The organism is Natronoarchaeum sp. GCM10025321 (genome assembly GCF_042663585.1).
Taxonomy (GTDB): Archaea; Halobacteriota; Halobacteria; order Halobacteriales; family Natronoarchaeaceae; genus Natranaeroarchaeum.
Genome location: NZ_JBHTAN010000006.1, coordinates 1244222 through 1268334, shown reverse-complemented (window position 1 = coordinate 1268334; position 24113 = coordinate 1244222). Strand labels below are relative to the sequence as shown.

At 62.2% G+C, this 24113-nt stretch carries 25 protein-coding genes and 1 tRNA gene; 17 read left to right on the top strand and 9 right to left on the bottom strand.

Going from position 1 to position 24113, the window contains the following annotated elements:
- Positions 1-30: 30 nt before the first annotated feature.
- The 7 genes from ACFQL3_RS09220 to ACFQL3_RS09190 all read left to right on the top strand — a co-directional run bounded on the left by ACFQL3_RS09220 (position 31) and on the right by ACFQL3_RS09190 (position 7524).
- Positions 31-735, top strand: a complete 705-nt coding sequence (locus ACFQL3_RS09220; protein WP_377053523.1) for a helix-turn-helix domain-containing protein — start codon at positions 31-33, stop codon at positions 733-735.
- A 159-nt stretch (positions 736-894) separates the two neighbouring features.
- Positions 895-2331: an ABC transporter substrate-binding protein gene (locus ACFQL3_RS09215; protein ID WP_377053521.1), complete on the top strand. Its 1437-nt coding sequence runs from the start codon at positions 895-897 to the stop codon at positions 2329-2331.
- A gap of 2 nt (positions 2332-2333) precedes the next feature.
- Positions 2334-3173, top strand: coding sequence for an ABC transporter ATP-binding protein (locus ACFQL3_RS09210; protein WP_377053519.1), 840 nt, complete (start codon positions 2334-2336; stop codon positions 3171-3173).
- A gap of 109 nt (positions 3174-3282) precedes the next feature.
- The gene (locus ACFQL3_RS09205; RefSeq protein WP_377053517.1) at positions 3283-3981 is read left to right on the top strand and encodes an ABC transporter ATP-binding protein; all 699 of its coding nucleotides are present in this window, start codon (positions 3283-3285) and stop codon (positions 3979-3981) included.
- Complete coding sequence (locus tag ACFQL3_RS09200) at positions 3978-4994, top strand: branched-chain amino acid ABC transporter permease (RefSeq protein WP_377053515.1); 1017 nt, start codon at positions 3978-3980, stop codon at positions 4992-4994. Before ACFQL3_RS09205 ends, ACFQL3_RS09200 begins: the two co-directional genes overlap by 4 nt.
- Before the next feature lie 115 nt (positions 4995-5109).
- The gene (locus ACFQL3_RS09195) at positions 5110-6378 is read left to right on the top strand and encodes a branched-chain amino acid ABC transporter permease (protein ID WP_377057068.1); all 1269 of its coding nucleotides are present in this window, start codon (positions 5110-5112) and stop codon (positions 6376-6378) included.
- 123 nt (positions 6379-6501) lie between these two features.
- Positions 6502-7524 carry a 3-oxoacyl-ACP synthase gene (locus ACFQL3_RS09190; RefSeq protein ID WP_377053513.1) on the top strand — a complete coding sequence of 341 codons (1023 nt, stop codon included), beginning with the start codon at positions 6502-6504 and terminating at the stop codon, positions 7522-7524.
- 201 nt (positions 7525-7725) lie between these two features.
- Here the strand turns inward: ACFQL3_RS09190 and ACFQL3_RS09185 are convergent, their stop codons facing one another.
- From ACFQL3_RS09185 to ACFQL3_RS09165, 5 genes are all read right to left on the bottom strand, one after another.
- The gene (locus ACFQL3_RS09185) at positions 7726-9105 is read right to left on the bottom strand and encodes a sugar porter family MFS transporter (protein WP_377053511.1); all 1380 of its coding nucleotides are present in this window, start codon (positions 9103-9105) and stop codon (positions 7726-7728) included.
- A 114-nt stretch (positions 9106-9219) separates the two neighbouring features.
- Positions 9220-9696, bottom strand: a complete 477-nt coding sequence (locus tag ACFQL3_RS09180) for a universal stress protein (protein WP_377053509.1) — start codon at positions 9694-9696, stop codon at positions 9220-9222.
- A 453-nt stretch (positions 9697-10149) separates the two neighbouring features.
- Positions 10150-10224 (bottom strand) — tRNA-Glu (locus ACFQL3_RS09175).
- Between the two features lie 108 nt (positions 10225-10332).
- Positions 10333-10707 (bottom strand): Zn-ribbon domain-containing OB-fold protein, encoded by a 375-nt coding sequence (locus tag ACFQL3_RS09170; protein ID WP_377053507.1) that lies wholly within the window; start codon positions 10705-10707, stop codon positions 10333-10335.
- The gene (locus ACFQL3_RS09165) at positions 10704-11858 is read right to left on the bottom strand and encodes a thiolase C-terminal domain-containing protein (protein WP_377053505.1); all 1155 of its coding nucleotides are present in this window, start codon (positions 11856-11858) and stop codon (positions 10704-10706) included. Before ACFQL3_RS09165 ends, ACFQL3_RS09170 begins: the two co-directional genes overlap by 4 nt.
- A gap of 142 nt (positions 11859-12000) precedes the next feature.
- Here ACFQL3_RS09165 and purM point away from each other — a divergent pair, with 142 nt between their 5' ends.
- On the top strand, positions 12001-12972 hold the full coding sequence (gene purM / locus ACFQL3_RS09160; protein WP_377053503.1) for a phosphoribosylformylglycinamidine cyclo-ligase: 972 nt from the start codon (positions 12001-12003) through the stop codon (positions 12970-12972).
- A 60-nt stretch (positions 12973-13032) separates the two neighbouring features.
- On the opposite strand, the gene ACFQL3_RS09155 is transcribed toward purM, so the two are convergent.
- Positions 13033-14526 (bottom strand): molybdopterin-dependent oxidoreductase, encoded by a 1494-nt coding sequence (locus tag ACFQL3_RS09155; RefSeq protein ID WP_377053501.1) that lies wholly within the window; start codon positions 14524-14526, stop codon positions 13033-13035.
- Between the two features lie 195 nt (positions 14527-14721).
- Between ACFQL3_RS09155 and ACFQL3_RS09150 the strand changes: the two genes are divergently transcribed.
- The 3 genes from ACFQL3_RS09150 to ACFQL3_RS09140 are packed head-to-tail and all read left to right on the top strand — an operon-like array spanning position 14722 to position 15901.
- Complete coding sequence (locus ACFQL3_RS09150) at positions 14722-15273, top strand: hypothetical protein (protein ID WP_377053499.1); 552 nt, start codon at positions 14722-14724, stop codon at positions 15271-15273.
- Between the two features lie 50 nt (positions 15274-15323).
- Entirely contained in the window at positions 15324-15698 is a 375-nt protein-coding gene (locus ACFQL3_RS09145) for a nuclear transport factor 2 family protein (protein WP_377053497.1), read from the top strand.
- The gene (locus tag ACFQL3_RS09140; RefSeq protein ID WP_377053495.1) at positions 15698-15901 is read left to right on the top strand and encodes a hypothetical protein; all 204 of its coding nucleotides are present in this window, start codon (positions 15698-15700) and stop codon (positions 15899-15901) included. Before ACFQL3_RS09145 ends, ACFQL3_RS09140 begins: the two co-directional genes overlap by 1 nt.
- Here ACFQL3_RS09140 and ACFQL3_RS09135 read toward each other — a convergent pair.
- Positions 15894-16844, bottom strand: a complete 951-nt coding sequence (locus tag ACFQL3_RS09135; protein WP_377053493.1) for a zinc-dependent metalloprotease — start codon at positions 16842-16844, stop codon at positions 15894-15896. The two genes, ACFQL3_RS09140 and ACFQL3_RS09135, sit on opposite strands and share 8 nt — an antisense overlap.
- Before the next feature lie 92 nt (positions 16845-16936).
- On the opposite strand from ACFQL3_RS09135, the gene ACFQL3_RS09130 reads away from it, so the two are divergent.
- On the top strand, positions 16937-17677 hold the full coding sequence (locus ACFQL3_RS09130; RefSeq protein ID WP_377053491.1) for a helix-turn-helix domain-containing protein: 741 nt from the start codon (positions 16937-16939) through the stop codon (positions 17675-17677).
- A 72-nt stretch (positions 17678-17749) separates the two neighbouring features.
- Positions 17750-20107, top strand: coding sequence for a heavy metal translocating P-type ATPase (locus ACFQL3_RS09125; RefSeq protein WP_377053489.1), 2358 nt, complete (start codon positions 17750-17752; stop codon positions 20105-20107).
- On the opposite strand, the gene ACFQL3_RS09120 is transcribed toward ACFQL3_RS09125, so the two are convergent.
- The gene (locus ACFQL3_RS09120; RefSeq protein ID WP_377053487.1) at positions 20108-20410 is read right to left on the bottom strand and encodes a hypothetical protein; all 303 of its coding nucleotides are present in this window, start codon (positions 20408-20410) and stop codon (positions 20108-20110) included.
- 117 nt (positions 20411-20527) lie between these two features.
- Between ACFQL3_RS09120 and ACFQL3_RS09115 the strand changes: the two genes are divergently transcribed.
- The 4 genes from ACFQL3_RS09115 (at position 20528) to purF (ending at position 23734) form a co-directional block, all read left to right on the top strand.
- The gene (locus tag ACFQL3_RS09115) at positions 20528-21583 is read left to right on the top strand and encodes a M20/M25/M40 family metallo-hydrolase (RefSeq protein WP_377053485.1); all 1056 of its coding nucleotides are present in this window, start codon (positions 20528-20530) and stop codon (positions 21581-21583) included.
- Positions 21584-21686: 103 nt separating this feature from the next.
- Positions 21687-21923 (top strand): LSM domain-containing protein, encoded by a 237-nt coding sequence (locus tag ACFQL3_RS09110; protein ID WP_377053483.1) that lies wholly within the window; start codon positions 21687-21689, stop codon positions 21921-21923.
- Positions 21920-22096 carry a 50S ribosomal protein L37e gene (locus tag ACFQL3_RS09105; RefSeq protein ID WP_377053481.1) on the top strand — a complete coding sequence of 59 codons (177 nt, stop codon included), beginning with the start codon at positions 21920-21922 and terminating at the stop codon, positions 22094-22096. Before ACFQL3_RS09110 ends, ACFQL3_RS09105 begins: the two co-directional genes overlap by 4 nt.
- Positions 22097-22291: 195 nt before the next feature.
- Entirely contained in the window at positions 22292-23734 is a 1443-nt protein-coding gene (gene purF / locus ACFQL3_RS09100; protein ID WP_377057066.1) for an amidophosphoribosyltransferase, read from the top strand.
- Here the strand turns inward: purF and ACFQL3_RS09095 are convergent.
- Positions 23731-24072, bottom strand: coding sequence for a DUF3006 domain-containing protein (locus tag ACFQL3_RS09095; RefSeq protein WP_377053479.1), 342 nt, complete (start codon positions 24070-24072; stop codon positions 23731-23733). The genes purF and ACFQL3_RS09095 overlap by 4 nt on opposite strands.
- Positions 24073-24113: the final 41 nt, after the last annotated feature.

Below are 24113 nucleotides of genomic sequence, written 5' to 3'. Positions count from 1 at the left end.
TATCCGTCCGCATGAAAATGATGAACAATAATGATCGACTACACGCTGGACATGGAGCAGTACGATTGTCCGTTCATCGACACCACGGACGATCACGATGTCACGTTTAGAGCGGTCCAGTGGCAGTTCAACTCCGCTACCCGGAGTTTCGAGACGCGGATGGGCGTGAGTGCGAAAAATCGGGACGTACTGGAGTCCGGACTCTCGGCGGTCAGATCACATCCGAATATGCAGGAGTACGATCTGTTCAAGAAACACAGCGGGACGGCGATGATCCGGACAGTGATCGACGAGACGGACGCGATGCGGGTCATTACCGACAACGACGGCTACATCACCGGCCCGTTCCATATCGAGTCCGGTAGCGAGGAGTGGGAGATCGGGTTCGACGAGGCCGCCGTCGCCGACGATGCGCTGGCCGAACTCGAGCGCAACAACGAGTTTACGGTGGAGTCCAAATCGAAGTTCGACATCGACGACCTGTTCGACCTGCTCGAAAACGCCGACGCGGCGGGCGAGTTGCTCGAGGGCTGTCGCGTTCTCTCCGAGACCGAACGGGAGACCCTGACCGTTGCGGACGAGAAGGGCTATTTCGACCAGCCACGGGGCGCGACGCTCCAGATGCTCGCAAACGAGTTCGACATCTCGGACACCGCCGTCTCCAAGAACGTCCGCCGAGCAGAGCGGAAAGTGCTTCGTCGGGTCGTCAACGCGATGGACGAGTTGGATGTGTAGCGGGCGAGGAATCGATCTGTAGTCGTCTCGCAGATGTCGTCTCTAGCTACTCGTCGTCAATACGCCACCGATTTCGGAAGCTACTCTCGTCGGGGAACTGAGTCACGGGTTTGCATATCAACCATCCATCTTTAACAGATACCCATTGTTTATAATTATATGTCACAGCGTACCACGCGACGTGACGTACTACGACGAACCGGAACCGCGAGTGGGATCGGCGCATTTGCCCTCGCAGGCTGTTTGGGCAATGAGGAAAACGGCGGTGAAAACGGCGGCGAGAACGGGGACGAAAACGGAGCCGAAAACGGCGACGAGAACGGCGGCGAGAACGGCGGTCAAGCCGAGGGAACCGTCGATATCGGAGTCCTACAGCCGCTGACAGGTGACCTCGAATACTACGGACAGCAGAGCCTCTGGGGCTTCCTGTCGGGACTCGGTTATAAACTGGACGAGGATCCACTAGATGTTGACACGGCCGGTCAACAGACTATCGAAGCGGGCGACGTGACCTACGAACTGTATATCGAGAACACGGTCTTCGATCCGGGAGAGGCTCAGTCGCTGGCAGAAGACCTGGTGCTCGATCAGGAGGTCGACCTCCTCTTCGGGACCGCCAACTCGGGTTCGGCGCGCCGCGTAATCAGTTCGGTCGTCGAACAGACCGATACCCCGTTCATCGCGGGGCCTGCCGCCGCGGCCGACGTCACGTCCGATGGCGAACTCTGTAGCGACCTCGTGTTTCGGGCGAGCGAGAACACGGCGATGGATGCCCGGAGCGGTGGCCGATACGTCGCTACCGAGACCGACACCGAAAAAGTGTACATCATCGCTGCGGACTACAGCTTCGGGCGCGCCGTTGCGAGCAACTACCGCAGTGTACTCGAAGCGGAAGGCGTCGAAGTCGTCGGCGAAGATTTCGTCCCGCGGGGAACCACCGAGTTCGAGGACTTCTACCTCAACGCCGTCGAGGCGGACGCCGACGCCATCATCGGCGGGTTCACGGTCGTGACGCTCCCGGCGTTCCTCACCGAAGGTCTGTCCGGCGACTACGGCCTGCGCATGTTCGGTGGGTTCGCGACACTGATCACCAACCAGGCTATCGGATCAGTGGTCGAGAGCACCATCGGCGAGGACTTCACCGAACAGGACCTCCGCGATGCACAACTGGGGCCGTTCACGACCCGCTATCACTGGAACCAGTACGATAACGAGATCAACGACTGGTTCGTCGAAAACTACTCTAACACCTACGGCACCGTCCCGGACCTGTTCACCTCTGGGACGTTCACAGCGGCCTCCTCTATCGTGCAGGCAGTCGAGGAGAGCGGCTCTACCGACGGCGCAGACATCGCCGACGCGATGACTGGTATGACCGTCCAGGATACGCCGAAGGGTGAGGGCGGGTACACCTACCAGGAGTACAACAATCAGGCGCGCTCGGACATGACTATTGCGTACCCCTCGCCGACGCAGGACGAGTGGGCCGACTTCTGGCCGTCGTCGGTGCAGCCATCCGAGCCGATCGACACCGTGTCGATGGACGAAACCACGATCCCGGTAGACGCCGACGAGATGGAGTGTGACTTCCGATAGGTATGTCGGGACTGCTCCGAACGAACGCGTTGACCAAGCAGTTTGGCGGACTGACCGCCGTCGATAACGTCGACTTCGAGATAGCCAAGGGTGAACTCTGCTCGCTGATCGGTCCCAACGGAGCCGGAAAGACGACCTTTTTCAACCTGCTGACGGGCGTGCTACAGTCGACGACCGGATCAGTCGAGTATAACGACGACGGATGGCAAGACATCACTGAGGACGAACCTCACGAAACCGCGCGTCGAGGGATTCACCGCTCGTACCAGATAACAAATATTTTCCCGACGTCGACGGTGCTCGAGAACGTCCGGGTGGCCGCTCAGGCCCACGGCGGATCGGATTCCTGGAGACTGTGGCGGAACGTCGGCTCCCTCTCGAACTACGAACGGGAGGCCCAGCGGATTCTCGACCGCGTCGGTCTTGCTGAAGAGTCCAACACTGTCGCCGCGAACCTCAGCCACGGGCAAAAACGCAATCTCGAGGTGGGGATCGCGCTGGCAGGCGATCCAGATCTGTTGCTGTTGGACGAACCGACCGCTGGCGTGTCGAGCGATGGTATCGACGACATCATCGAGTTGATCCGAAACGTGGCCGACGACCACGCCATCCTGCTCGTCGAACACAACATGGATGTCGTGATGGAGGTGAGCGATCGGATCCTCGTTCTCAATCAGGGCGAACTCATCGCGAACGACGAACCCGCGGCAGTTCGCGAGGATCCTGCGGTGCAGGAGGCCTATCTCGGTGGCTACGACCCCGAAACGACGGCTGGTGCTCCAGTAGACGGCGACGAGGAGCCACACGGGTCGGAGGACAGCAGCGGAGGTGGCCTGGCGTGACTAACGTCGGACTGGCGACTCGTCGCCGAAATCGGATCGGCGACCAGAACTCGGAATATCAGTGTTCGCGCGAACGTCCCCCAGACAGTATCTACGGAGGAGAGCGACTATGACCATGCTTTCCGTCGAAGACGTCCACACGTACTACGGAGAGAGCCATATCCTGGAGGGACTGAACATCGAGGTCGAGGAGGGCGAAAACGTCGCCATCATCGGCAGAAACGGCGTCGGCAAAACGACGACGTTGCGGACGATTTTGCAGTTGACCCCGCCTCAACAGGGAACGGTTCGGTTTCAGGGAGAAGACGTCACCGGATTAACGACCCACGAGGTAGCCCAGCGGGGGATCGGCTGGGTTCCCGAGGACCGCCGGATCTTCTCGCACCTGACCGTCGAGGAGAACATCAAGATCGCGACGCCCGATCCGGAGAACGTGCCCGACGCGTTAGAACTCGCCTACAGTACGTTCCCCGACCTCGAACGCTTCCACGAGAAAGAGGCGGGAGACCTGAGCGGCGGCCAACAACAGATGGTCGCCATTGCGCGAGGACTCGTCGGCGACAACGACCTGTTGCTCGTCGACGAACCGAGCGAAGGACTCGCCCCCCAGATCGTTCAAAAGGTCGTCGACGCGCTGGAGAACATCGCCGCCGACACGACGCTGGTCCTCGTCGAACAGAACTTCCCGATGGCGATGGATCTGACCGACCGGTTCTATCTGGTCGATCACGGCCAGGTCGTCGGGTCAGGTAACTCCGACGAGGTCTCGGCGGACGACGAACTCATCCGGAGGTATCTTTCCGCATGAGTGGGATCGCTATCGATCCGATACTCGCGAACCTGCTGCTCGATATCGTGCGGGACCTGTTTCAGGTCTCGGAGCTGACACGGGTGCTCTCTCGGGGGTTCTCGTTCGCAGCACTGTTCGTCATGATCGGTGTCGGGTTGTCGATGATTTTCGGCCTGATGGGGGTTTTGAACTTCGCTCACGGAACGTTCGTGATGCTCGGGGCCTACATTGGGGGAGCGTTCATGCTCGCTTCACTGACGCTCGTTTCCGGCGAACTGGTCTCGCTCATACTGTTTTTCCTCGCGATGGCGTTCGTCTTCGCCCTCCTGACCGCACTGGGAAGTGCTGTCGAGATCAGTATGATACGTCCGATATACGATCGGCAACCACTGTTCCAGATTCTGTTGACGTTCGGTATCGTGCTGGTACTCGACGAACTCGCACGGATCGTCGTCGGACTGTACGGTCGATCACCGGGCGCGGACTGGCGCGAGCCACGGGGTACGATGCCCGACCTGCTGTCGGGGTCGCTCATCCCCTACGTCGACCGACTGCAAGTGTTCGAGGTCCTGGTCGGTGCCGCAGTCGTTATCGGGACGTGGTGGTTCCTGAACGAGACCAGATACGGCCTGTACATTCGCGCCGGTAGCGAGGAAAGCGAGATGGTCGAGGCCCTCGGCATCAACATCCGCCAGGCGTTTACTGTCGTCTTCGGCGTCGGTTCGGGACTGGCAGGCGTCGCCGGCGTGATGCTGATGTGGGACCCGCGATTCGCCATCCAGGTGCCGCTCTCCACAGAGACGCTGTTGATCGCCTTCGTCGTCGTCATCATCGGCGGTCTCGGGACGTTCCGTGGCACCGTTGTCGCCTCGGTACTCACCGGCGTTCTGTTCGCTCTCATGCAGTGGGTGTTCGCAAATCACGTCGCCTACCCTGGGCTTCCCGAGATGTCGCTGTTCCTGGTGATGGTGCTCGTCCTGATCGTCAGGCCGCAAGGGTTGCTCGGCGTCGAGGAGGTGGGCGGCCATTAGCGATCCGACTGACACCCCCGACCGCAAGGCGGACGGGGGCGAGACGTCACGTACCGAGGACGTGACTGACGTGGAATCGACCGTCGAGACGGATCCCGGCGAGAGCGAGGTTCGAATGGGCGAACGGTTCAGTTCGGATCTCCGCACATACCTCTCCGATCACGTCGTTCACATCGTCGTGATCGCTCTGCTTGCCGCCTACCCGGTGCTCTATAGCGCGTTACTCTCGACGCCCCTGGGAACGGAGTTCGATATCATCCTTCCCCGCGTCCGGACGATGGCCGTCGTCCTCTATATCGGCCTGTTCGCGATGAGTTTCGACTTCATGAGCGGGTACACGGGCTATCTCTCCTTTGGACACGCGTTGTTCTACGGAACGGGCGCATACTTCGTCATCATGACTGCAACTGGGCGGATTCCGTTCTTGCCCAACGACACGCCGCTCATGGTGTTGCTCATAGTCGCGGGCTTGCTTTCCGTCGTGATCGCGCTCATCATCGGCACCGTCTCCTTCCGGCTTACCGGAGTCTACTTCGCGATGATTACGCTCGGGTTTGCCGAGGTCGCACACGTCTTCATCCAGAACTGGGGGTACGTGAGCTCTAACCCCCGTGATGGGGCGGCTATCGGCGGTGCTCTGGAAGGTGGCTACTCGATCGGCCTCCCGTTCGTCGACTCCTTGCAGTGGCAGATCGGCCGACTCCAGGGCTCCACCGTCGAGAACCTGTTCGGACTCGGTATCGATCTATCGGCAACCGACGTCTCGTACTACATGATCGGGCTGATCGTCATCATCTCGTACTTCGCGATGCAGCGGATCATCCACTCACCGTTCGGACGAGTGATGATCGCCATCCGGGAGAACGAGGAACGTGCCCGTGCAATCGGCTACAACACGTTCTGGTACAAGATGGGAGCCTTCGCGATCAGCGGTTTCTTCGCCGGCGTCGCCGGTGCGCTCTTCGCCGGCTACCGACGGGCCGTCTCCCCGGAGACGACCTATGACCTGTTCGTCACCGCAGACGCCCTGCTGGCTGCGATCATCGGCGGTCTTGGAACTCTCGCCGGGCCGCTGTACGGCTATCTCTTCCAGGAGTTGCTCGGCGGCATCCTCTCGACGGAGGACCACGGTCTCGCACGATATCTCCGCAGTACGCTTTCGGATGGCGTCCTGGAGCTCGGCGTCGGTGACTTCACCATCGTCCGGGGCATCAACGTGCTCCTCGACGGGCGCGCCGAACTCTATCTCGGAATCGTGTTCATCCTGTTCGTCCTCTACGTGCCGCGAGGTATCCTGGGGACGATACGAGATCGTCTCGGCGGGACCGTCGCCGACCAACTCCCCGATAGGATGCAGCGCTACGTCCGATCGCTACGGGACTGAACCAGCGTCACCATCTTTCATGACCTACACAATGACAGTATTAATGACACGAGGAGCGGATCGTTTTCCGGATCGTATCGACATCGTCGAACGTGCGGCCGACGGACCAGGAGGTGAGGCCGAGTGAATACAGTCGGGTTGACAGGTTTCGGCCGCTACGTCCCCGACGAGGTGCTCACTGGAGCGGAGATTGCCGAGATCAGCGGGATCCCGGAGGAAGTCGTCGTCGAGAAGATGGGTCTCGAAGAGAAACGCGTCTGTCCGCCCGACGATGATCACGTCACGGATATGTGTGTCGCGGCGGGCGAGGAGGCGCTGGCAGACGCCGGCGTCGACCCCGACGACCTCGATCTGGTACTCTACCACGGCAGCGAGTACAAAGACTACATCGTCTGGTCGGCGGCCGCCGACGTTTGCGAGCGGATGGGTGCGGACAACGCGTACGCGACCGAGAGTTACACACTCTGTGCCGGCGCGCCGGTGGCGATCCGACAGACAGCCTCGCAACTGCGAGTGGGCGATATCGACAGGGCACTGCTGGTCACCGCGAGTCGCGAGGAGGATCTGGTCGACTACGAGAACGAACGATCGTCGTTCATGTTCAATTTCGGTAGCGGTGCGAGCGCGATGGTGCTCGAAGCGGAGCCTGAGGACCGGACACGGGCGACCGTCCACGAGAGCGCGACTCTCACTGACGGCTCCTTCTCGCGGGACGTGATCATGCATGCCGGTGGATCGGTCGAACCGCCGAGCGTCGAGAGCGTCGAGGAGGGACGCCATACGCTCGACGTCCCGCACAAGGAAGAGATGAAAGAGCGCATCGGCGGCGTCTCGCTCCCGAACTACCTCGACGTAGCTGACACGGCCCTGGAAGACTCGGGCTTCGACAGATCGGACGTCGATTTCGTCGCGATCACCCACATGAAACGGTCGTTCCACGATCTGGTCTTCGAGGAACTCGGTGTAGACCCGGAGACTGGCGGCTACTACCTCTCCGAGTACGGTCATATCCAGAGCGCCGACCAGATACTCGCCCTCGACGAAGGCTTTCAGGCGGGCTTGCTCGATCCGGGAGATCTGGTCCTCTTTCTCGCAGCGGGAACCGGCTACACCTGGTCCGCAAGCGTTCTGACCTGGCGGGGCTAACCAGGATTCACGGTAGCCGTAGACGTGGACTGACTCGTTCTCTCGACTGATGCCGATAGAGTCTACTGAAGGGCTACTTTGCCACTCTGACCGGTTCGAGGCGGGGTTGGTGAACGCTAGCGTACTGAAAAATGACCGGAACAAATGTCGCAGTTTCCGTGCCGGTCGAACCGAACACAGTCGCTTACGACACTACATCTCTTAGTCCATCATCGAGATGTTCTGACGGAGGTCGTCCTCGATAGCCTCCAGCGTCCGCCCTTTCGTCTCGGGGACGAACCGATAGACGAACACGAGTCCGACGAGGCTACAGAGACCGAACAGCCAGAACGTCGAGGGGGTCCCGATCCCGGCAGTCAACACTGGGAACAGCAACGACACCAGGAGGTTCGCCCCCCAGTTGGCAACGGTCACGACGCCCATCGCGGAGCCCCGAACCGATAGCGGGTAGATCTCCGAGATGAGCAGCCAGAAGACCGGCCCGAGACCGATCGCGAAAAACGAGACGAACAGCATCAGGCTGGCCGTCGCGATGATCCCGAGGAAACCGCCGAATCCAGGGAGGTAAAAGACGGTCCCCAGCACCGCGAGCGTCGCGACCATCCCGCCGACGCCGACGAGGAGCAGTTTCCGGCGACCCACGCGGTCGACCAGGGCGATGGCAACGACCGTCATTATTACGTTGATCGCTCCGATCCCGACCGTCGCGAGGATCGAGGTCACACCGCCGAAGCCGGTCGATTCGAGGATCGTCGGGGCGTAGTAGATCACCGCGTTGATTCCGGTGATCTGCTGGAAGACGGCCAGTCCCAGTCCAACGACTAGCGCCGGGCGGAGCCACGGCTGAAGCAGGTCTCGGAGGCCGCTGTCGGACTGCTTGTCGACCGTCTCCTCGATCTCGGCGATCTCTTCTTCGACACCTTCGCTACGCGTCCGATTGAGAACGGCTCGCGCCTCCTCCGTTCGACCCTTTTCCAGAAGCCAGCGCGGGCTCTCGGGCATCTTGAGAATACCGACAGCGAGAATCACCGCCGGAACCATCCCAGCGCCGAGCATCCAGCGCCAGGCGCCTGCGTCGGCGAACGCGAAGTTTACGAAATACGAGATCAGGATACCGAGCGTCACCATCAACTGGTTCAGCGAGGTGAGTCCCCCGCGGATCTCTGGGGGTGCGATCTCGGAGATGTACAGCGGACCGACGATCGACGCGAAGCCGATCGCAACACCATCTATTAGCCGGCCAGCCACGAGGATGGGGACGTTCGGTGCGACTGCCATCGTAAACGAACCGACGAAGAAGACGATGGCAGCGAGGAAAATGAGCCGCCGCCGCCCAAGCCGATCAGCGAGTTGCCCACCGATGGCTGCGCCAGCCGCGGCACCTGCCATCGCACCGCTCACAATAACGCCCTCGACGAAGGGCGACATGACAAACGAGTCCTGTATGAACAGGAACGCGCCGGAGATGATCCCAGTATCGAACCCGAACAGGAGTCCGTTCAGTGCGGCCATTGCGGAGACGACGTAGATGAACCGATCGCCGCCCCCACGCATCACGTCACGTATGTTTTCCGTTGACATTGATTTGAGTAGTGTGTGAAATGATGTCTGACTAATCAGACCTCGAAGAACTGTCCGCCCTGTTCCACAGTCCACCAAAGCGATAACATAGTAGTATTATTGGGAGTTGTCCGATCAGTTACGAACGAACGTCACCGGACAGGGTGCGTTGAGCATTACTTCTTGAGCTGTGCTGCCGAAAATTGCTTTTCTGGTCGGCGAACGGCGACGGCCACCGATAATGACGCGGTCGGCGTCGACTTCGTTTGCGATTTCGACGACGCCCTCCCCGCTGGTATCGGTCGTTGCCCGAGTCTCGTACTCGATTCCGTCCGCATCGAGTCTGTCAGCTATCTCCGCAGTGATAGCCATTCGCGCGGCCAGTTGGTCCGACTCGATGTCGTCAGCCGAGGCATCGAGCATCTCCTCGACTGCCTCTCGGTACGAGTCCGAATCGAATACGTGAGCAACGACGACCCTGGCATCGCTCGGGATTGCAACCTCCTTGATGTGTTCTGCGAGCACATCCACACGGGTCTCATCACGGTTACCGACGCCGAGTACAATGGTCTCGAGCTCTGGACGCTCGCTCACCGTCAGCTCTTTTCTCATCGCAGTTGCGTATTTCACCTGAAGAATAAAAATTTGTCCAATTTTTACTACTAACATAGTAATTTCTTACGTACTCTGGTGCGAGAGTCATGGTTATTCAATCAAAGTTGGCCAATACCAGCAATTAAAAAATATGCCGTACTTAACGTCAATACCACACTATAATAGAGTCGTATTGGCGGTGTACCAAGTCCTCAATTAGTGCTGTAATCGCCTGTATAGCACAGATACCACTATCAGTAGAATCATTAGCAGCTAGCTATTCTAATCAAATATATGCTATTTCTGTCTGTGTTTTTCGACTCCGGTCTCAGAATCCGCTCGTCGTTCACGAGCGAGCTGCAGTAGCATACTCCGAACGGGATTCGACCTACGGGAAACGCTCGCTCCGCTCGCGGTTCTCTACTTCGATCACAGAAACCCGCCGCTGCTCGCGAATTGTTCGCAGCAGAATGCTCCGATTGGGATTCGAACCCAAGTCATTGCCGTGAGAGGGCAATATGATTGGCCGGACTACACCATCGGAGCGTGTACTATCCGGTAGTGGGGAGATGTGTTTAATAGTTCCGTTTTCACCGCGCCGTGTGGGTGTCTGCCGCGACTCGTGGTGCGGTTTGACGGGATCTCATCTCCCTCCTAGACCGGGTCGAACCGGAACCCGTCCCAGTCCTGACTCTCCGGTTCGCGGATCCCCGCACCGGGTTCGCGGAGTTCGTCGGCGTAGACTGGTTCGACGGTATCACCGATCTCGACGTCGGCGTCCGCTGCGATCTGTCCGAGCATCCGTACCGACTCCCCGTCGACATCGAACTCGACGATAGCGAGCGTGTTCGGTTCGCGGACGCCGGGCGGCGTCGCCGTGCTGGTCGTCCACGTGATGACTTCGGCGGTGCGATCGGTGAGATCGACCGTCCCCGTCGACTCGGCCCCACTCAGTCCTCGCGGATGCGGGGGACAGGAGACAGTGCCATCCGCGTAGCGCTGTGCTTCGAGTCGTGGCTCGTCGCTCATTGTGCTTCCTCCATGATCGTGGTGATGACGCAGTTGCCGAAGCCACCGACGTTACAGGCGAGGGCAACATCCGCGTCGACCTGCCGTGCTCCCGCATCGCCGATGACCTGTTTGTAGATTTCGTAGCCCTGTGCGACGCCGCTCGCGCCGAGGGGGTGGCCTTTCGACTTGAGACCGCCCGAGGTGTTGACGGGCAGGTCGCCGTCCTTTTTGGTCCGTCCCTCTTCGATCGCTTTCCAGGCGTCACCCTGGTCGGCGATGCCCAGTCCCTCCATCTGGAGGAACTCGAGGATGGTGAACATGTCGTGAAGTTCGGCGACGTCTAAATCGTCCGGCCCGATCCCGGCCATCTCGTAGGCTTCCTCACCGCTCTCGACGACGCCCCCCATCACCGTTGGGTCCTCGCGCTCGTGGACGACGTGCGTGTCGGTCGCACCGCCGATGCCAGTGATGACTGCGTAGTCGTCCGCGTACTCTTCGGCGACGGACTCGGGACAGAGCATCAGCGCGGCGCTGCCGTCGGTGATCGGACAGAAGTCGTAGAGTCGCAGCGGATCGGCGATGATCGGCGACTCCATGACAGTCTCCAGATCGACCTCTTTCTGGAACTGGGCGTGGGGGTTATCAACGCCGTTCTTGTGATTTTTCACTGCCACCTTGGCCAGGCTCTCTCGCGGGGCGTCGTACTCGTGGAGATAGCGCCGGGCGGTCAGACCGGCGAAACTCGGCAGCGTGACGCCGTGTTTGTACTCCGCGGGATGGGTTAGCGAGGCGATGACGTCGGTCGCCTCTGCGGTCGTCCGATGGGTCATCTTCTCGCCACCCACGAGCAGTGTCATGTCGCTTGCACCGCTCGCAACCGATTGCCAGGCGGCGTAGATTCCGGCTCCGCCGCTTGAGCTGGTCTGGTCGATCCGCTGGGTGTAGGCCGGGACAGCACCGAGGTCGTGAGCGAGGGCGTTCGGCACGCCCGTCTGGCCCTCGAACTCGCCACTTGCCATGTTCGATACGTACAGATGCTCGACGTCGTCGGGCGCGACACCGGCGTCCGCGAGACAGTCCTCCCCGGCCTCGGAGAGCAGTTCGCGGATCCAGGCGTCGCGTTGCCCGAACTGTGTCATCGACGCGCCAATGACTGCAACGCGATCCATGTATGGCTTCTCACAGGTGAGGATAATATAATCCGCGGGTTTCATCCGTCCCGTCCCCCATCGAGCACCGATCCGACGGTGCGTGGTAGAGCCCTCACACCAGACCGGTGGTCTTTTGCTCGCCGCGAGCGGGTTCACTCGTATGACTGACGAGGAGCGACTCACCTATTCGGACGCGGGGGTAGACATCGAGGAGAGCGAGGCGGCGACAGCGGCACTACTCGACGCTGTCGGCAACGTCGTCGACAGCGAGTACGCCGGCCTGCTCGATATCGGCGATCAGTATCTCGGCCTCGCCACCGACGGTGTCGGGACGAAGCTACTGGTTGCCGAGGCGCTCGAAGACTACTCCACGGTCGGTATCGACTGCATCGCGATGAACGCCAACGACCTGGTCGCGGCGGGCGTCGATCCGGTCGCGTTCGTCGACTACCTCGCCGTCGAGGAGCCGAGCGAGAAGTTCTCCGAGCAGGTCGGCGATGGATTAGCCGCCGGTGCCGAAGCGGCCGGCCTCTCCCTGCTCGGCGGTGAGACTGCCGTGATGCCCGACGTGATCCGAGGGCTGGATCTCGCGGGCACCTGTGCCGGACTCGTCGACAAGGAGAAAACGTTCGACGGCGAAGCCAGTCCGGGCGACGCGGTCGTCGGCTTCCCCTCCAGCGGCATTCACTCGAACGGGCTGACGCTCGCCCGCACAGCGGTCACGCGGGAGTACGAGTACACGGACCCGTTCCCGCCGAACCCGGACCGCTCGGTCGGCGAGGAACTGCTCGAACCGACCCGGCTCTACACCTACCTGCTCGAACCCCTTCGCGAGCACGACGCCCGCGCGGCCGCCCACGTCACCGGCGGCGGATGGACGAACCTGAGCCGGATGGGCGAGCACCGCTACGAAATCACCGATCCGTGTCAGGCCCACGACGTCTTCGAGTTCGTGCAGGATCTGGGCAACGTCTCCGACGAGGAGATGCACCGGACGTTCAACATGGGAACCGGCTTCGTCGCCGCCGTCCCCGAGGAGCAGGCCGGGGCGCTGGCCGATGCCACGGACGGACAGGTCATCGGTACAGTCGAAGACGGTGATCGCGTCGAGATCCGCGGACTGTCGCTCTGATCGGACGCCACAGGTCTTCTCCACGTCACACAACGCCTGTCCCGCCGAGGAGCGCTACGATCAGATTTCGATCGTCCGCCGGTGCCAGCCCGTCGAGCCGTTCGGGCGGGGACTGCTCTTTTCTTCGGTCTGGACGGTTCCGTCCTGATGGATCGCCCGCACGACGACGTCCAGTTCAACGCGGTCCGGTGCCTCGAACTCGTGGCGCCAGCGCCGCCAGGCGTGTGGCGCTATCTGGGGTTCCAGTTCCGCATCGGTCCAGGTCTCCCCGCCGTCGATGCTCACTTCGACGCCAGCAACCTCCTCGACGCCGGTTTCGAGGCCGGCAAAGGCTACGCCACCGATCTGTACCGTCTCGCCGTCCCGCGTCGCACCGCGAATGTACGACATCGTGTTAACCACGGCCTCTTCGGTCCAGTTCCGGGCTTCCCAGTAGGCCTCGTGGTCCTCCGCGACGACTTCGATCCGGTTGATCCACTTCGTCATCTTCATTCCGTACCGGCCAGGGATGAGCAGGCGCGCCGGAAAGCCGTGTTCGCTGGCAAGGGTCTGCCCGTTCATCCCGAAAGCGATCATGATGTCCTCTCGCTCGATCAGGTCGATCGGAATTGCCTCGTTGTAGCCGTCTTCGGCATAGGTGACGACGTCGACGGCACCCTCGTTCGGGACGGCATCACCGACGAGATCCGATAGCTGGACGCCCGTCCAGTGGCCGGTGCCGATCAGATCCCCGCCCACCTGATTCGAGATACAGAGCATCGTCGTGGTCTGGTCGACGGCCGCATCGTGTTCGAGTAACTCGTCGTAGCCCAGTTCGTAGGGCTGCTCCACCTCGCCATCGATGGTGAGAGTCCACGACTCCGGATCGATCCGGGGTGCAGTGACGTTGATGTCGATGACGTAGTGATCGCTCGTGCTCGTGACAGCCGAGGGCATGCCCTCGAAGTCGAAGGCTGGGTCGCCCTCCGGCGGTGATGTCGAGCGTTCCAGTGGCTCCTCCACGCGCTCGCTTTCCGCTCCGGTCCCGAACCGGGCGAACAGTAGCCGGAGAACGGCCAGTGAGGCAACCGCGCCGACTGCCGCACTGCCGGTCTGGCGGAGGAACTTCCGCCGGTCAGTCACCGGTCGCAGTTGGTCGATGCCCCGGGCAACGAGATACGGCGGGGCGACCGCGACCACTGTTCCGACGAGGAAGCCGAACGAGACCCCCGTTCCGGAGGCAACAAACACGGCCACCGTTGCGAGGATACCGATGCCGACTCCGACTGGCCGACCGTACTCGAACCCTGTGGGCCAGACGAGCGCCGCTCCGCTGGTCGCACAGATGATCCCGAGGATGACCCCCCCGACGAGCACCGGTTTGGCGGAGAAACCCAGCGTGCTGATCGCGAGTGTCGATAGCCAGCCGGGTGATCTGACGATGACCGCCTCGGCAAGCGCGTTGACTCCGAACCCACCCACCAGCGGCGCGGCGACGAACAGGCCTGTGATCCACGCCGCACCGGCGGTTGCGCCCACTACCAGACGTTGTCTGGGGGTCGATTCAGCGCTCATTTCCTCGACCGCCGACCGCAGTAGTTTCCAGCACGGATCTGGCAGACATTCTCTTGCGAACGCTAGGGAACATACTTACTTAAATGCCCGACCGGCCGGGGTCGCTCGGTTCCGACCGCTCAGATGCCGAACTTGCCACAGCGATCCGAAAAACCGATACGTTGATTCTCGTCGCGTCCCTACCTGCGACCAATCATGCGCGTACGCGACTGGCAGGACATCGTCGAAGACGTCGTCGACGAGGACGTCGATCCGGAGGGATGGCGCGCCGTCGCGGGCGACCGCAGCGGCGGCGTCGGCGAGGACATGTACATCGGTCACCCGACTGGTGGTGTCTACCAGCTCAAAACGTTCGCGAAGAACCCCTTCGAGGTCCGGGGCGTCGGCACCCGGATCGCCCGGAAGATCGACGACGAGATCGGATCATACCTCCCCACACAGAACGAGGCCGGTCGGTTCGCCGTCCAGCGACCGCCCGAGGACGAGAGCGACGCCGAAGAGAAAGCGAAGAACCTCGGAGCGGTCCTGAGAGCCCACTCCGACGCACCAACCACGCCGGGCGACCTGTTCGACGACGTGATGGAGGTGCTGGAGAGTCCCGCGTTCGGCCCGATGGAGTACGACCAGTACGACCGTCCTGACGAACTGGACGAACTCGCGACGACGTTCGAGGAAGCCGAGGAGATACTCGACGCCGAACTTGACGAACTCGTCGACGAGGGCGACGTTGATCGCGGCTTCTACTGACTCCGTCTCTCTCCGGCGGGTTCAAGTCGACAGCGACCGTTCGGTGTGACATGACTGCTGAGACGACAGTGCGCGAGTATTACGAGGCGCTACGGCGTGGCGATCCCCTTGCCCCGTTCTTCGCCAGGGAGGCGTCTACCGTCAAGTTCGGTATCGAGGAACGGCTTCGGGGCTACGACGACATCGCCGCCGCGCTCGAACGCCAGACAGAGACGACCGACGAGTGGCGCGTCGACTCGACCGACCTCTCGGTGACCGAGCGAGAGGGCTACGCCTGGTTCGCCGACGTCGTCGGAATGGCGTGGACTGACACCGGAACTGGTGAGCGGTTCACATTCGACTCCCGATGGTCGGGAACGCTCGAGGAACGCGGTGAGGACTGGCAGTTCGTGAGCATGCACGTCAGCGCGCCACGGGAGCTATAATGGTCGGGCCGACGCGCCAGGAGATCGACGAGCCCACGGACTACACCCGTCTCAAACTGGGCTTTATCGCCCTGATCGCCTTTTCGGGGGGTCTGACCGCGATCTACGGGGGCGGATCCCTCGGCGCAATCGCGATGGCGCTCGTCGCCGCTGCGGTCCTCGGGGCCGTCCTGATACAGTACGTCTTCTGGATGCTCACTTGACTCGCTGGAGCCACGCATCGGGGTCGTCGATTTCGTCGCTGCTCGGCAGGTTCTCGGGACGCTCCCAGACGGCACTCGCGGCGTCGACGCTCCGGCGCTCGGCCACATGCTCGAAGAATGCCTTTCCGCGCTCGTACTGGCGCCGTTTCATGCCGAGTCCGAGCGCCCGCCGAACGAATCCGGCGAGCGGACCGCGACCCTGTCGTCGGGCGTCGAGTTTCTCGCGCAAGTCCTCGTACTCCCCGTCGAAAGCGTGATCCATCAGTAGCTCTGCATACCCCTCGACGACGGTCATCGTGGCGTCTAGCTCCTCGAACGCCTCGCGGTCGAGACTGCCCTGCGAGAGCGCTTCGATCCCTTCGTCCATGTTCGCTTCGAGGTGGTCGGAGAGCCACGGCGCGGCACCGAACTCCGCGGCGTGTGTCACTTCGTGGAAGGCGATCCAGCGCCGGAACCGGTCGTACTCGACGTCGAGTGTGTCGGCCACGTCGATGATGTTCGGGCGGACGAAATAGAGCGCGTGATCGTTCGAGTCCGCCAACAGGAGGGGATCGTACTGGCCGAGAACGTTACGACCCAGGAAGGCAAGCATGAAACTCATGGTCCCGGTGTTGACGACACGCGAGACGCCGGGAATGGCGACGTTCGTGTGCTCCTCGACGGGTTGCATGACGCGACTGAACGTGTCGACGTTCGCGTCGATCCAGTGGTGTCGGTTCTGCACCTCGATCCGGTTTGGCACGTCGAACGCCAGATCACCGACCGAGCGGATTCTGGTGCGGGCGTCGCGGACGTCGCTGGCGTAGGCCTCTCGCTCGGCGTCTGAGACGTCGAGCGAACCGGGATCGGTACTGGCACGGGCCGCCTCCGCGACGGCGTCCCAGTCGATGGCACCGTTGCCGGACGCACCGGTTACCGCACGAACACTACGATACAGATTCACACGAGCAGTTACTGGCTACGCAAGCAAAACAGTTCGCCCGACTTCGGGCCGCACGCCAAACCTGTTTTACTCTCCGGGCGCTACCATCTCATATGCGAGAACTCGTCTTCACCCTCGACTATCGGCCTGGCTGTAACGAGGTGGCCGATACCCTCGCCAACTATCCCGACGCCGAAATCCGCTCGCTCTCCCTGCACGTCACCGAGTCAAGTCTCTGGCGGGTCGATCATGCGACGGGGTCGCCCGAGGCGCTCGCGGCTATCGAGGACGCGTTCCTCACGTCGGATTACTACGCCGACTGTCTCGCGACTGACCACTGTGGCGCGACTCAGACGACGCACGTGCTTGAACACACCGACGACACGCTCGTGCTCTACTCCTACTGGGAGCGCACGCCGGCCTGTGCCTCCGTGCCACACACTGCACTGGATAATCTGGGCGAGGGCGCACTGTTCGAGACGCGACACAGCGAGCGCCAGTACACCTGGCGGATCATCCACTCGGGGCCGGCCGACGTGCATTCCTTCGTCGACGAACTCGAACGCATCGTCGGTGACTGTGCGACGCTCGACGTCCGACGGCTTACTGACGCCCCCTCGCCGACGGATTCGGAAGACGACGGGCTCTCGCCCGAACAGGAGGCCGCACTACAGGCCGCCGTCGAGCACGGCTACTACGAGACGCCGCGTGAGGTCGACGTCGGAGAACTCGCGGAACGTCTGGATGTCCCGCGGTCGACCCTGACCTATCGGCTTCGGAGAGCGGAGACGTATCTGGCCAAACAGCACGTCTCCCAGCGCTGGTCGCCCGACAGCGGCTCCCCGCGGATCTGACGCCTGACCAGCACCTCTGTTTTGGAATATTCCAAGAAACTCCTATCCCGCTCTACTCCGTACGGAGAAGTAATGACAGAGAGTCGTATCGACGACGAGGAATTCGAGGACGGAGAGTCGTCGGTTCAGCTTTCGGTCCCCGAGATGGACTGTCCCTCCTGTGCGGGCAAAGTAGAGAACGCGCTCGGCCGGGTCGACGGCGTCGAATCTCTCGACCTGCGGCCGACCGCCGGAACGGCGACCGTGGCCTACGACGGGGAACGCGCGAGCGACGACGATATCGTCACGGCGGTCGAGGGTGCTGGCTACGAAGTCGCCTCCCGGTCGTCGAGCGACGATCAGGTTGGCGAGGAGACGACGGTCTCCGAGTCCTCGGCTATCTGGACGAGTCCTCGCGCTATCAAGACCTGGATCGGTGGGGCGTTTCTGCTGGTCGGTCTGGTACTTACCTTCGTCGTGACGGGCCCGAATGTCAGCCTCGTCTCGACCCCACTCGGTCCGCTCACAATCGCAGACGCCGCCCTGCTCGTCGCGACGGCCGTCAGCGGGCTTCCGGTCGTCCGCTCGGGCTACTACTCGGCCCGGAACGTGAGTCTCGATATCGACCTGCTGATGGGTACTGCCATCATCGCCGCGACGGGGATCGGACTCTACATCGAGGCGGCGACGCTTGCGGTCCTGTTCAGCGTCGCCGAACTGCTCGAACGGTACGCGATGGACCAGACGCGCGATTCCCTGCGCGAACTGATGGAGTTATCGCCAGAGGAGGCGACGGTCCTCAGAGATCCCGACGGGAGCGGCGAGACGCGCGAAGTCGTCGTGCCTGCGGATGACGTCCGGATCGGCGAGCGGGTCGTGGTCCGGCCCGGCGAGAAGATTCCGGTGGATGGCACCGTCCTGGAGGGGAGCAGTTCGGTCGACCAGTCGCCGATCACCGGCGAGAGCGTCCCGGTCGACAAAACGGACGGCGACGAAGTCTTCGCGGGCTCCCTCAACGAGGAGGGCTACCTCGAACTCGAAACGGAACAGGAGGCCGGCGAGACGACGCTCGCGCGGATCATCGACCTCGTTGGCGACGCACAGGCAAAACAGACCGAGAGAGAGCAGTTCGTCGACCGCTTTGCAAGCTACTACACGCCCGCAGTCGTCGTGCTGGCGCTACTCACTGCGTTTCTCCCGCCACTGCTGATCGACGGCACTGCGACGGTCGGGGTCGCCGGTATCAGCCACACGTTCACCGGCGCCTCGATGACCTGGTTCGTTCGCGGGCTAACGCTGCTGGTGATCGCCTGTCCCTGCGCGTTCGTCATCTCGACGCCGGTCAGCGTCGCCTCCGGCGTGACCAGCGCCGCCCGGAACGGCGTCCTGATCAAGGGCGGCAACCACCTCGAAACGATGGGCGACGCCGATGCCATCGCCTTTGACAAGACGGGGACGCTGACGGCTGGCGAACTCGCAGTGACTGACGTGATTCCGCTCGATGGCTCCGACGAGCGAGACGTCCTGGCCCGGGCCGGCGCGCTCGAAGGGCGGAGCGAGCACCCGATTGCCGACGCCGTGCTCGACCGTGCAGAGTCCGAAGGGATCGATCCCGACGACGTCGCTGGCTTCGAGAGCCTCACCGGCCGAGGTGTCCGCGGGGACATCGACGGGACGGCCTACTACGCCGGGAAGCCCGGCCTGTTCGAGGAACTGGGCTTCGACCTCACGTCTCCCACCCCTGGCTCCGGTCGAACTGATGGCGGCGTCGCGGCCATCGAGACGGACGTCGCGCCGCTCGCCGACCGGATCGCCGACCTGCAGGCCGACGGCAAGACCGTGATCCTCGTAGGTACCGCGGACCGACTGCTCGGGGGTATCGGTATCGCAGACGAGATTCGTCCAGAAGCGAAAACGGCGATTCAGAACCTGCAACGCCTCGGTGTCGCCCCGCTGGTGATGCTTACAGGCGACAACGAAGGCACCGCTCGGGCGGTCGCCGCGGAGCTAGGCATCGACGAGTACCGGGCCGAACTCCTGCCCGAGCAGAAAGTCGATGCCGTCGAGTCACTGCAGGCCGAGCACGGCACGGTCGCGATGGTCGGCGACGGTATCAACGATGCGCCGGCGCTGGCCACCGCCGACGTCGGCATCGCGATGGGGGCCGCGGGCACCGACACCGCTATCGAGACGGCAGACATTGCGCTGATGGGCGATAACGTCGAGAAACTCCCCTACCTGTACGCGCTCTCGCACAAGGGTAACGCCGTGATCCGCCAGAACATCTGGGCCAGCCTCGGCGTCAAGGCCCTGCTCGCCCTCGGCGTCCCCTTCGGCTACGTCAGCGTCGCCGTCGCCGTCGTAGTTGGCGATATGGGAATGAGCCTCGGGGTCACCGGCAACGCGATGCGGCTTTCGCGGATGACGCCCGAGCGCTTTTTGAAGGAGTAGTTATTCTGTCGTCGAGGTGAACCGATCGATCGGGCCGCTTTCCTCCGCTTCGATCTCGGCTTCTTCCTCTTCTTCCTCGTCTTCCCCGGTGAGCATCCGCACCGCGACGCCGATGGCTGCGAGGATGACCAGCGGGAGCAGGACGGTTGTGATGCTGAGTCCGCTGTCTTCGGCTTCTTCGACCGCCTCCTCTTCGCCCGTCTCATCGATCTCCGCCGAAAACAGTCCCTCGCCGTCAGGGCCACTCGGGCCGACCTGGATCCGTCCACGCGGGTTGAACTCGAACAATGTGATCTTTGCCATACGTATCTGTTCGACCAGCGGTAACTTATGAATGTGGGTGAGTACCCGTAGCATCCCTGCCTACCGACGACTTTGCCGTGACGCCAGCCTTGAAACACCGGCGCTCTAATTGCCTGTATGGACGAGACTCAGCGGAGTTTTCTCGACGAACTGCTGACGACACCGAGTCCGACCGGCTACGAGACGGCGGGCCAGCGCGTCTGGATCGACCACGTCGCCGAGTTCGCCGACGAGGTCCGAACCGACGAGTATGGTAACGCCGTGGCCGTGCTGGACGGCGGTGATCCCGAAATCGCCATCACGGGCCACGCCGACGAGATCGGCTTCATCGTCCGCCGGATCGACGAGGACGGTTTTATCCACATGGGCCGACTCGGTGGCTCGGACCGAACGGTCACGCGCGGCCAGCACGTCACTATCCACGGCGAGGAACCGGTTAGCGGGGTCGTCGGACAGAACGCGATCCACCTGCGAGATGCGGGCGACGACGAGTACGACGAGATCCGCGAACAGCGCATCGACATCGGTGCCGAAGACGACGAATCGGCCCAGGAACTCGTCGAAGTCGGCGACCCGATCACGTTCTCTTCGACAGTCGAGGACCTGCAGGGTACCCTGGTTTCGGCCCGTGGGATGGACAACCGCGTCGGGACGTGGGTTGCCGCGGAGACGCTCCGTGCGGCCGCCGAGGCGGACGTCGACGCCACCGTCTACGCCGTGAGCACGGTCCAGGAAGAGGTCGGCCTCAAAGGCGCACAGATGGTCGGCTTCGACCTCGACCCCGACGCGGCGGTCGCGGTCGACGTCACCCACGCCACGGACTACCCCGGCGCACCGTCGGACCGAACCGCGGACATCGAACTCGGCGACGGGCCGGTCATCTCTCGGGGAACTACGAACCACCCGGTTGTCGTCGACGCCGTGCGTCAGGCAGCCGACGAGTCGGAGGTCGACGTCCAACTGGACGCTGCCGGGATCCGGACCGGAACCGACGCCGACGCCTTTTACGTCCAGCAGGGCGGTATTCCCTCGCTGAACCTCGGCCTGCCGAACCGGTACATGCACACGCCCGTCGAGGTCATCGATACCGACGATCTGACCGCGAGCGTCGAACTGCTCGCCGCCTTTGCCGACCGCGCGAGCGAGTACGAGGAGTTCTCGGTCGACGTCTAATTCGGCGGTTTCGTCGACAGTAACTCCTGTTTGATCGACATCGTTCAGTAAACTCCGAGTGGAACCCGGTACGTTTATGCCTGTAACGCGAGCGAATGAGCGTATGAGTGGACGACCCCTCGACGTGCTCGAAGCGTCACTCGGCGAAGACGTGGAGGTCCAGCTAAAAGGCGGCGAGATCTACGAAGGAACCCTGACAGGCTACGATCAGCATATGAACCTCGTGCTCGAAGACGCTATGAGAGTGCCCGCGGCCGAAGAGCCTGCCGGCGATACGGAGCCGCCAGTCGAAGACACAACCATTATACGCGGCGATAACGTCGTTTCGATCATCCCATGACTGGTGCAGGAACCCCAAGCCAGGGCAAAAAGAACAAGACCACACACGTCAAATGTCGGCGCTGTGGTGAGAAGTCCTATCACATCAGAAAAAAGAAGTGCTCGTCGTGCGGCTTCGGTAAATCCAAGAGCAAGCGTAGCTACGCCTGGCAGTCGAAGACTGGCGACAACTGAGGCTCACGACAGTTCTTTCTCTCCTTTCCTGACGAGCGACTGCTGTGTCTATCTATCACACGATGATGTGCATAATCGTGCATAGATAAGTTCTTGAACACGCCAAGTAGAACACGATTGGGAGGATTTATCCCCGATGACTCGTTAGATACGTCCATGTCAGACGGGCGGGTCGAAAGGCGTTCCCGGAACGGGATGACCGAAAAGTGCGGCGTGGTCGGCGTGTCTCTTGAGGACCGCGCCGCCGCGCGTCCACTCTACTACTCCCTGTACGCGCTCCAGCACCGCGGCCAGGAGTCTGCCGGAATCGTCACCCACGACGGCTTCCAGCAGTACAGCCACGTCGAGATGGGACTGGTTGGCGACGCGTTCAGTCAGGGCGACGTCGAGAGTCTGAACGGGCCCGTCGGAATCGGTCACGTCCGATATCCGACGGCAGGAAGCGTCAACTCCTGTTGTGCTCAGCCGTTTTCCGTCTCGTTCAAGAGCGGTTCGCTGGGCCTCTCGCACAACGGCAACCTCGTCAACGCCGACGAGATTCGCGGCGAACTGGCCGGCCTCGGCCACGCCTTCACCTCCGACGGAGACACCGAAGTCATCGCCCACGACCTCGCACGAAACCTGCTCGAAGAGGATCTCGTTCGCGCGGTCAAGACCACCATGGAGCGGATCCATGGCTCCTACTCGCTGACGATCATGCACGACGACACCGTGCTCGGGGTCCGGGATCCGGAGGGGAACCGGCCGCTCTGTATCGGCGAACTCGACGATGGCTACATTCTCGCCAGCGAGAGTGCGGCCATAGACACGCTCGACGGCGAACTCGTCCGGGACGTCAAACCCGGCGAACTCGTCGTCCTCCAGGACGACGGGAAAGGCTATGACTCGTACCAACTGTTCGATCGGGAAAATTCGGCCCACTGTTTCTTCGAGCACGTCTACTTCGCCCGGCCCGACAGCGTCATCGACGAGAAACTCGTCTACGAGGTGCGCCGTGAACTCGGCCGACAGCTATGGGAGGAAAACGGCGTCGACAGTGACGTCGTGATGCCGGTGCCCGACTCGGGACGCTCCTTTGCAAGCGGCTACGCCGAAGCGGCCAACGACGACGGCGCGGACGTCGAGTTCGCCGAGGGGCTGATGAAGAACCGGTACGTCGGCCGGACGTTCATCATGCCGACACAGGACGAGCGCGAGCGCGCGGTCCGCCTGAAACTCAATCCGATCAAGAGCACGGTCGAGGGCAAGTCCGTGACGATCATCGACGACAGCATCGTCCGCGGGACGACCTCGAACCAGCTGGTCCAGTTGCTCAAGGACGTCGGTGCGGAGGAAGTCCACGTCCGGATCGGCGCGCCGCCGATCCTCGCCCCCTGTTACATGGGCATCGACATGGCCTCACGCGACGAACTGATCGCCGCCGGCAAGTCGACCGACGAGATCCGAGAGGAGATCGACGCCGACAGTCTCTCCTATCTCTCTATCGACGCCGTCGCGAGCGCGCTGGAGTCCTCCCGTGCCGATCTCTGTCTCGGCTGTGTCACCGGCGAGTATCCCTACGATATCGAGGGCGAGGCGACTGATCGGGACGTCACCCGTCCCGAGATTTCGACGGAATCGACAGTCGCGGACGATTAATCGGACAGTTCGTCGATCCGATCTTTAGCCTCTTTTTGCCGCCGCTCCGTCTCTTCCCTGTCGTAGTGGATTCGCTCGACGCCATCGCCGTCCATCACCAGATCCAGTACCGCGCCCTCCTCGCTGGCTGGCGCTGGTAGTTCCTCGACCGGAATCGTCGTCTGATCGACGAGGTCGCCGTGGTCTTCGAGCAGGACGACTGCGAGGCCGTCGACGACCCGGTCGACGACGCCGGTCAGGGTTTCCGTATCTTCGCCGAACGGGATGCCGGCGAAGGGCGTCGCTCCGAACAGTGCAGCCAGGGTCTCCAGGACGTCGCGTCGTGGGTACAACGACATACCCCGCTCTGGCCGCGGATTCGTATATGAACCTGTGGAGG

Excerpts from the sequence above, each read along its gene's own strand:
- ACFQL3_RS09165 (WP_377053505.1), bottom strand. The coding sequence starts at position 11,858 with ATGGATCGCGTTGCAGTCATTGGCGCGTCGATGACACAGTTCGGGCAA.
- ACFQL3_RS09105 (WP_377053481.1), top strand. The coding sequence starts at position 21,920 with ATGACTGGTGCAGGAACCCCAAGCCAGGGCAAAAAGAACAAGACCACA.
- ACFQL3_RS09150 (WP_377053499.1), top strand. The coding sequence starts at position 14,722 with ATGCGCGTACGCGACTGGCAGGACATCGTCGAAGACGTCGTCGACGAG.
- ACFQL3_RS09220 (WP_377053523.1), top strand. The coding sequence starts at position 31 with ATGATCGACTACACGCTGGACATGGAGCAGTACGATTGTCCGTTCATC.
- ACFQL3_RS09095 (WP_377053479.1), bottom strand. The coding sequence starts at position 24,072 with ATGTCGTTGTACCCACGACGCGACGTCCTGGAGACCCTGGCTGCACTG.
- ACFQL3_RS09125 (WP_377053489.1), top strand. The coding sequence starts at position 17,750 with ATGACAGAGAGTCGTATCGACGACGAGGAATTCGAGGACGGAGAGTCG.
- ACFQL3_RS09200 (WP_377053515.1), top strand. The coding sequence starts at position 3,978 with ATGAGTGGGATCGCTATCGATCCGATACTCGCGAACCTGCTGCTCGAT.
- ACFQL3_RS09195 (WP_377057068.1), top strand. The coding sequence starts at position 5,110 with ATGGGCGAACGGTTCAGTTCGGATCTCCGCACATACCTCTCCGATCAC.
- ACFQL3_RS09205 (WP_377053517.1), top strand. The coding sequence starts at position 3,283 with ATGACCATGCTTTCCGTCGAAGACGTCCACACGTACTACGGAGAGAGC.
- ACFQL3_RS09185 (WP_377053511.1), bottom strand. The coding sequence starts at position 9,105 with ATGTCAACGGAAAACATACGTGACGTGATGCGTGGGGGCGGCGATCGG.
- ACFQL3_RS09210 (WP_377053519.1), top strand. The coding sequence starts at position 2,334 with ATGTCGGGACTGCTCCGAACGAACGCGTTGACCAAGCAGTTTGGCGGA.
- ACFQL3_RS09145 (WP_377053497.1), top strand. The coding sequence starts at position 15,324 with ATGACTGCTGAGACGACAGTGCGCGAGTATTACGAGGCGCTACGGCGT.
- ACFQL3_RS09215 (WP_377053521.1), top strand. The coding sequence starts at position 895 with ATGTCACAGCGTACCACGCGACGTGACGTACTACGACGAACCGGAACC.
- ACFQL3_RS09130 (WP_377053491.1), top strand. The coding sequence starts at position 16,937 with ATGCGAGAACTCGTCTTCACCCTCGACTATCGGCCTGGCTGTAACGAG.
- ACFQL3_RS09180 (WP_377053509.1), bottom strand. The coding sequence starts at position 9,696 with ATGAGAAAAGAGCTGACGGTGAGCGAGCGTCCAGAGCTCGAGACCATT.
- ACFQL3_RS09110 (WP_377053483.1), top strand. The coding sequence starts at position 21,687 with ATGAGTGGACGACCCCTCGACGTGCTCGAAGCGTCACTCGGCGAAGAC.
- ACFQL3_RS09170 (WP_377053507.1), bottom strand. The coding sequence starts at position 10,707 with ATGAGCGACGAGCCACGACTCGAAGCACAGCGCTACGCGGATGGCACT.
- ACFQL3_RS09155 (WP_377053501.1), bottom strand. The coding sequence starts at position 14,526 with ATGAGCGCTGAATCGACCCCCAGACAACGTCTGGTAGTGGGCGCAACC.
- purF (WP_377057066.1), top strand. The coding sequence starts at position 22,292 with ATGACCGAAAAGTGCGGCGTGGTCGGCGTGTCTCTTGAGGACCGCGCC.
- ACFQL3_RS09140 (WP_377053495.1), top strand. The coding sequence starts at position 15,698 with ATGGTCGGGCCGACGCGCCAGGAGATCGACGAGCCCACGGACTACACC.
- purM (WP_377053503.1), top strand. The coding sequence starts at position 12,001 with ATGACTGACGAGGAGCGACTCACCTATTCGGACGCGGGGGTAGACATC.
- ACFQL3_RS09115 (WP_377053485.1), top strand. The coding sequence starts at position 20,528 with ATGGACGAGACTCAGCGGAGTTTTCTCGACGAACTGCTGACGACACCG.
- ACFQL3_RS09120 (WP_377053487.1), bottom strand. The coding sequence starts at position 20,410 with ATGGCAAAGATCACATTGTTCGAGTTCAACCCGCGTGGACGGATCCAG.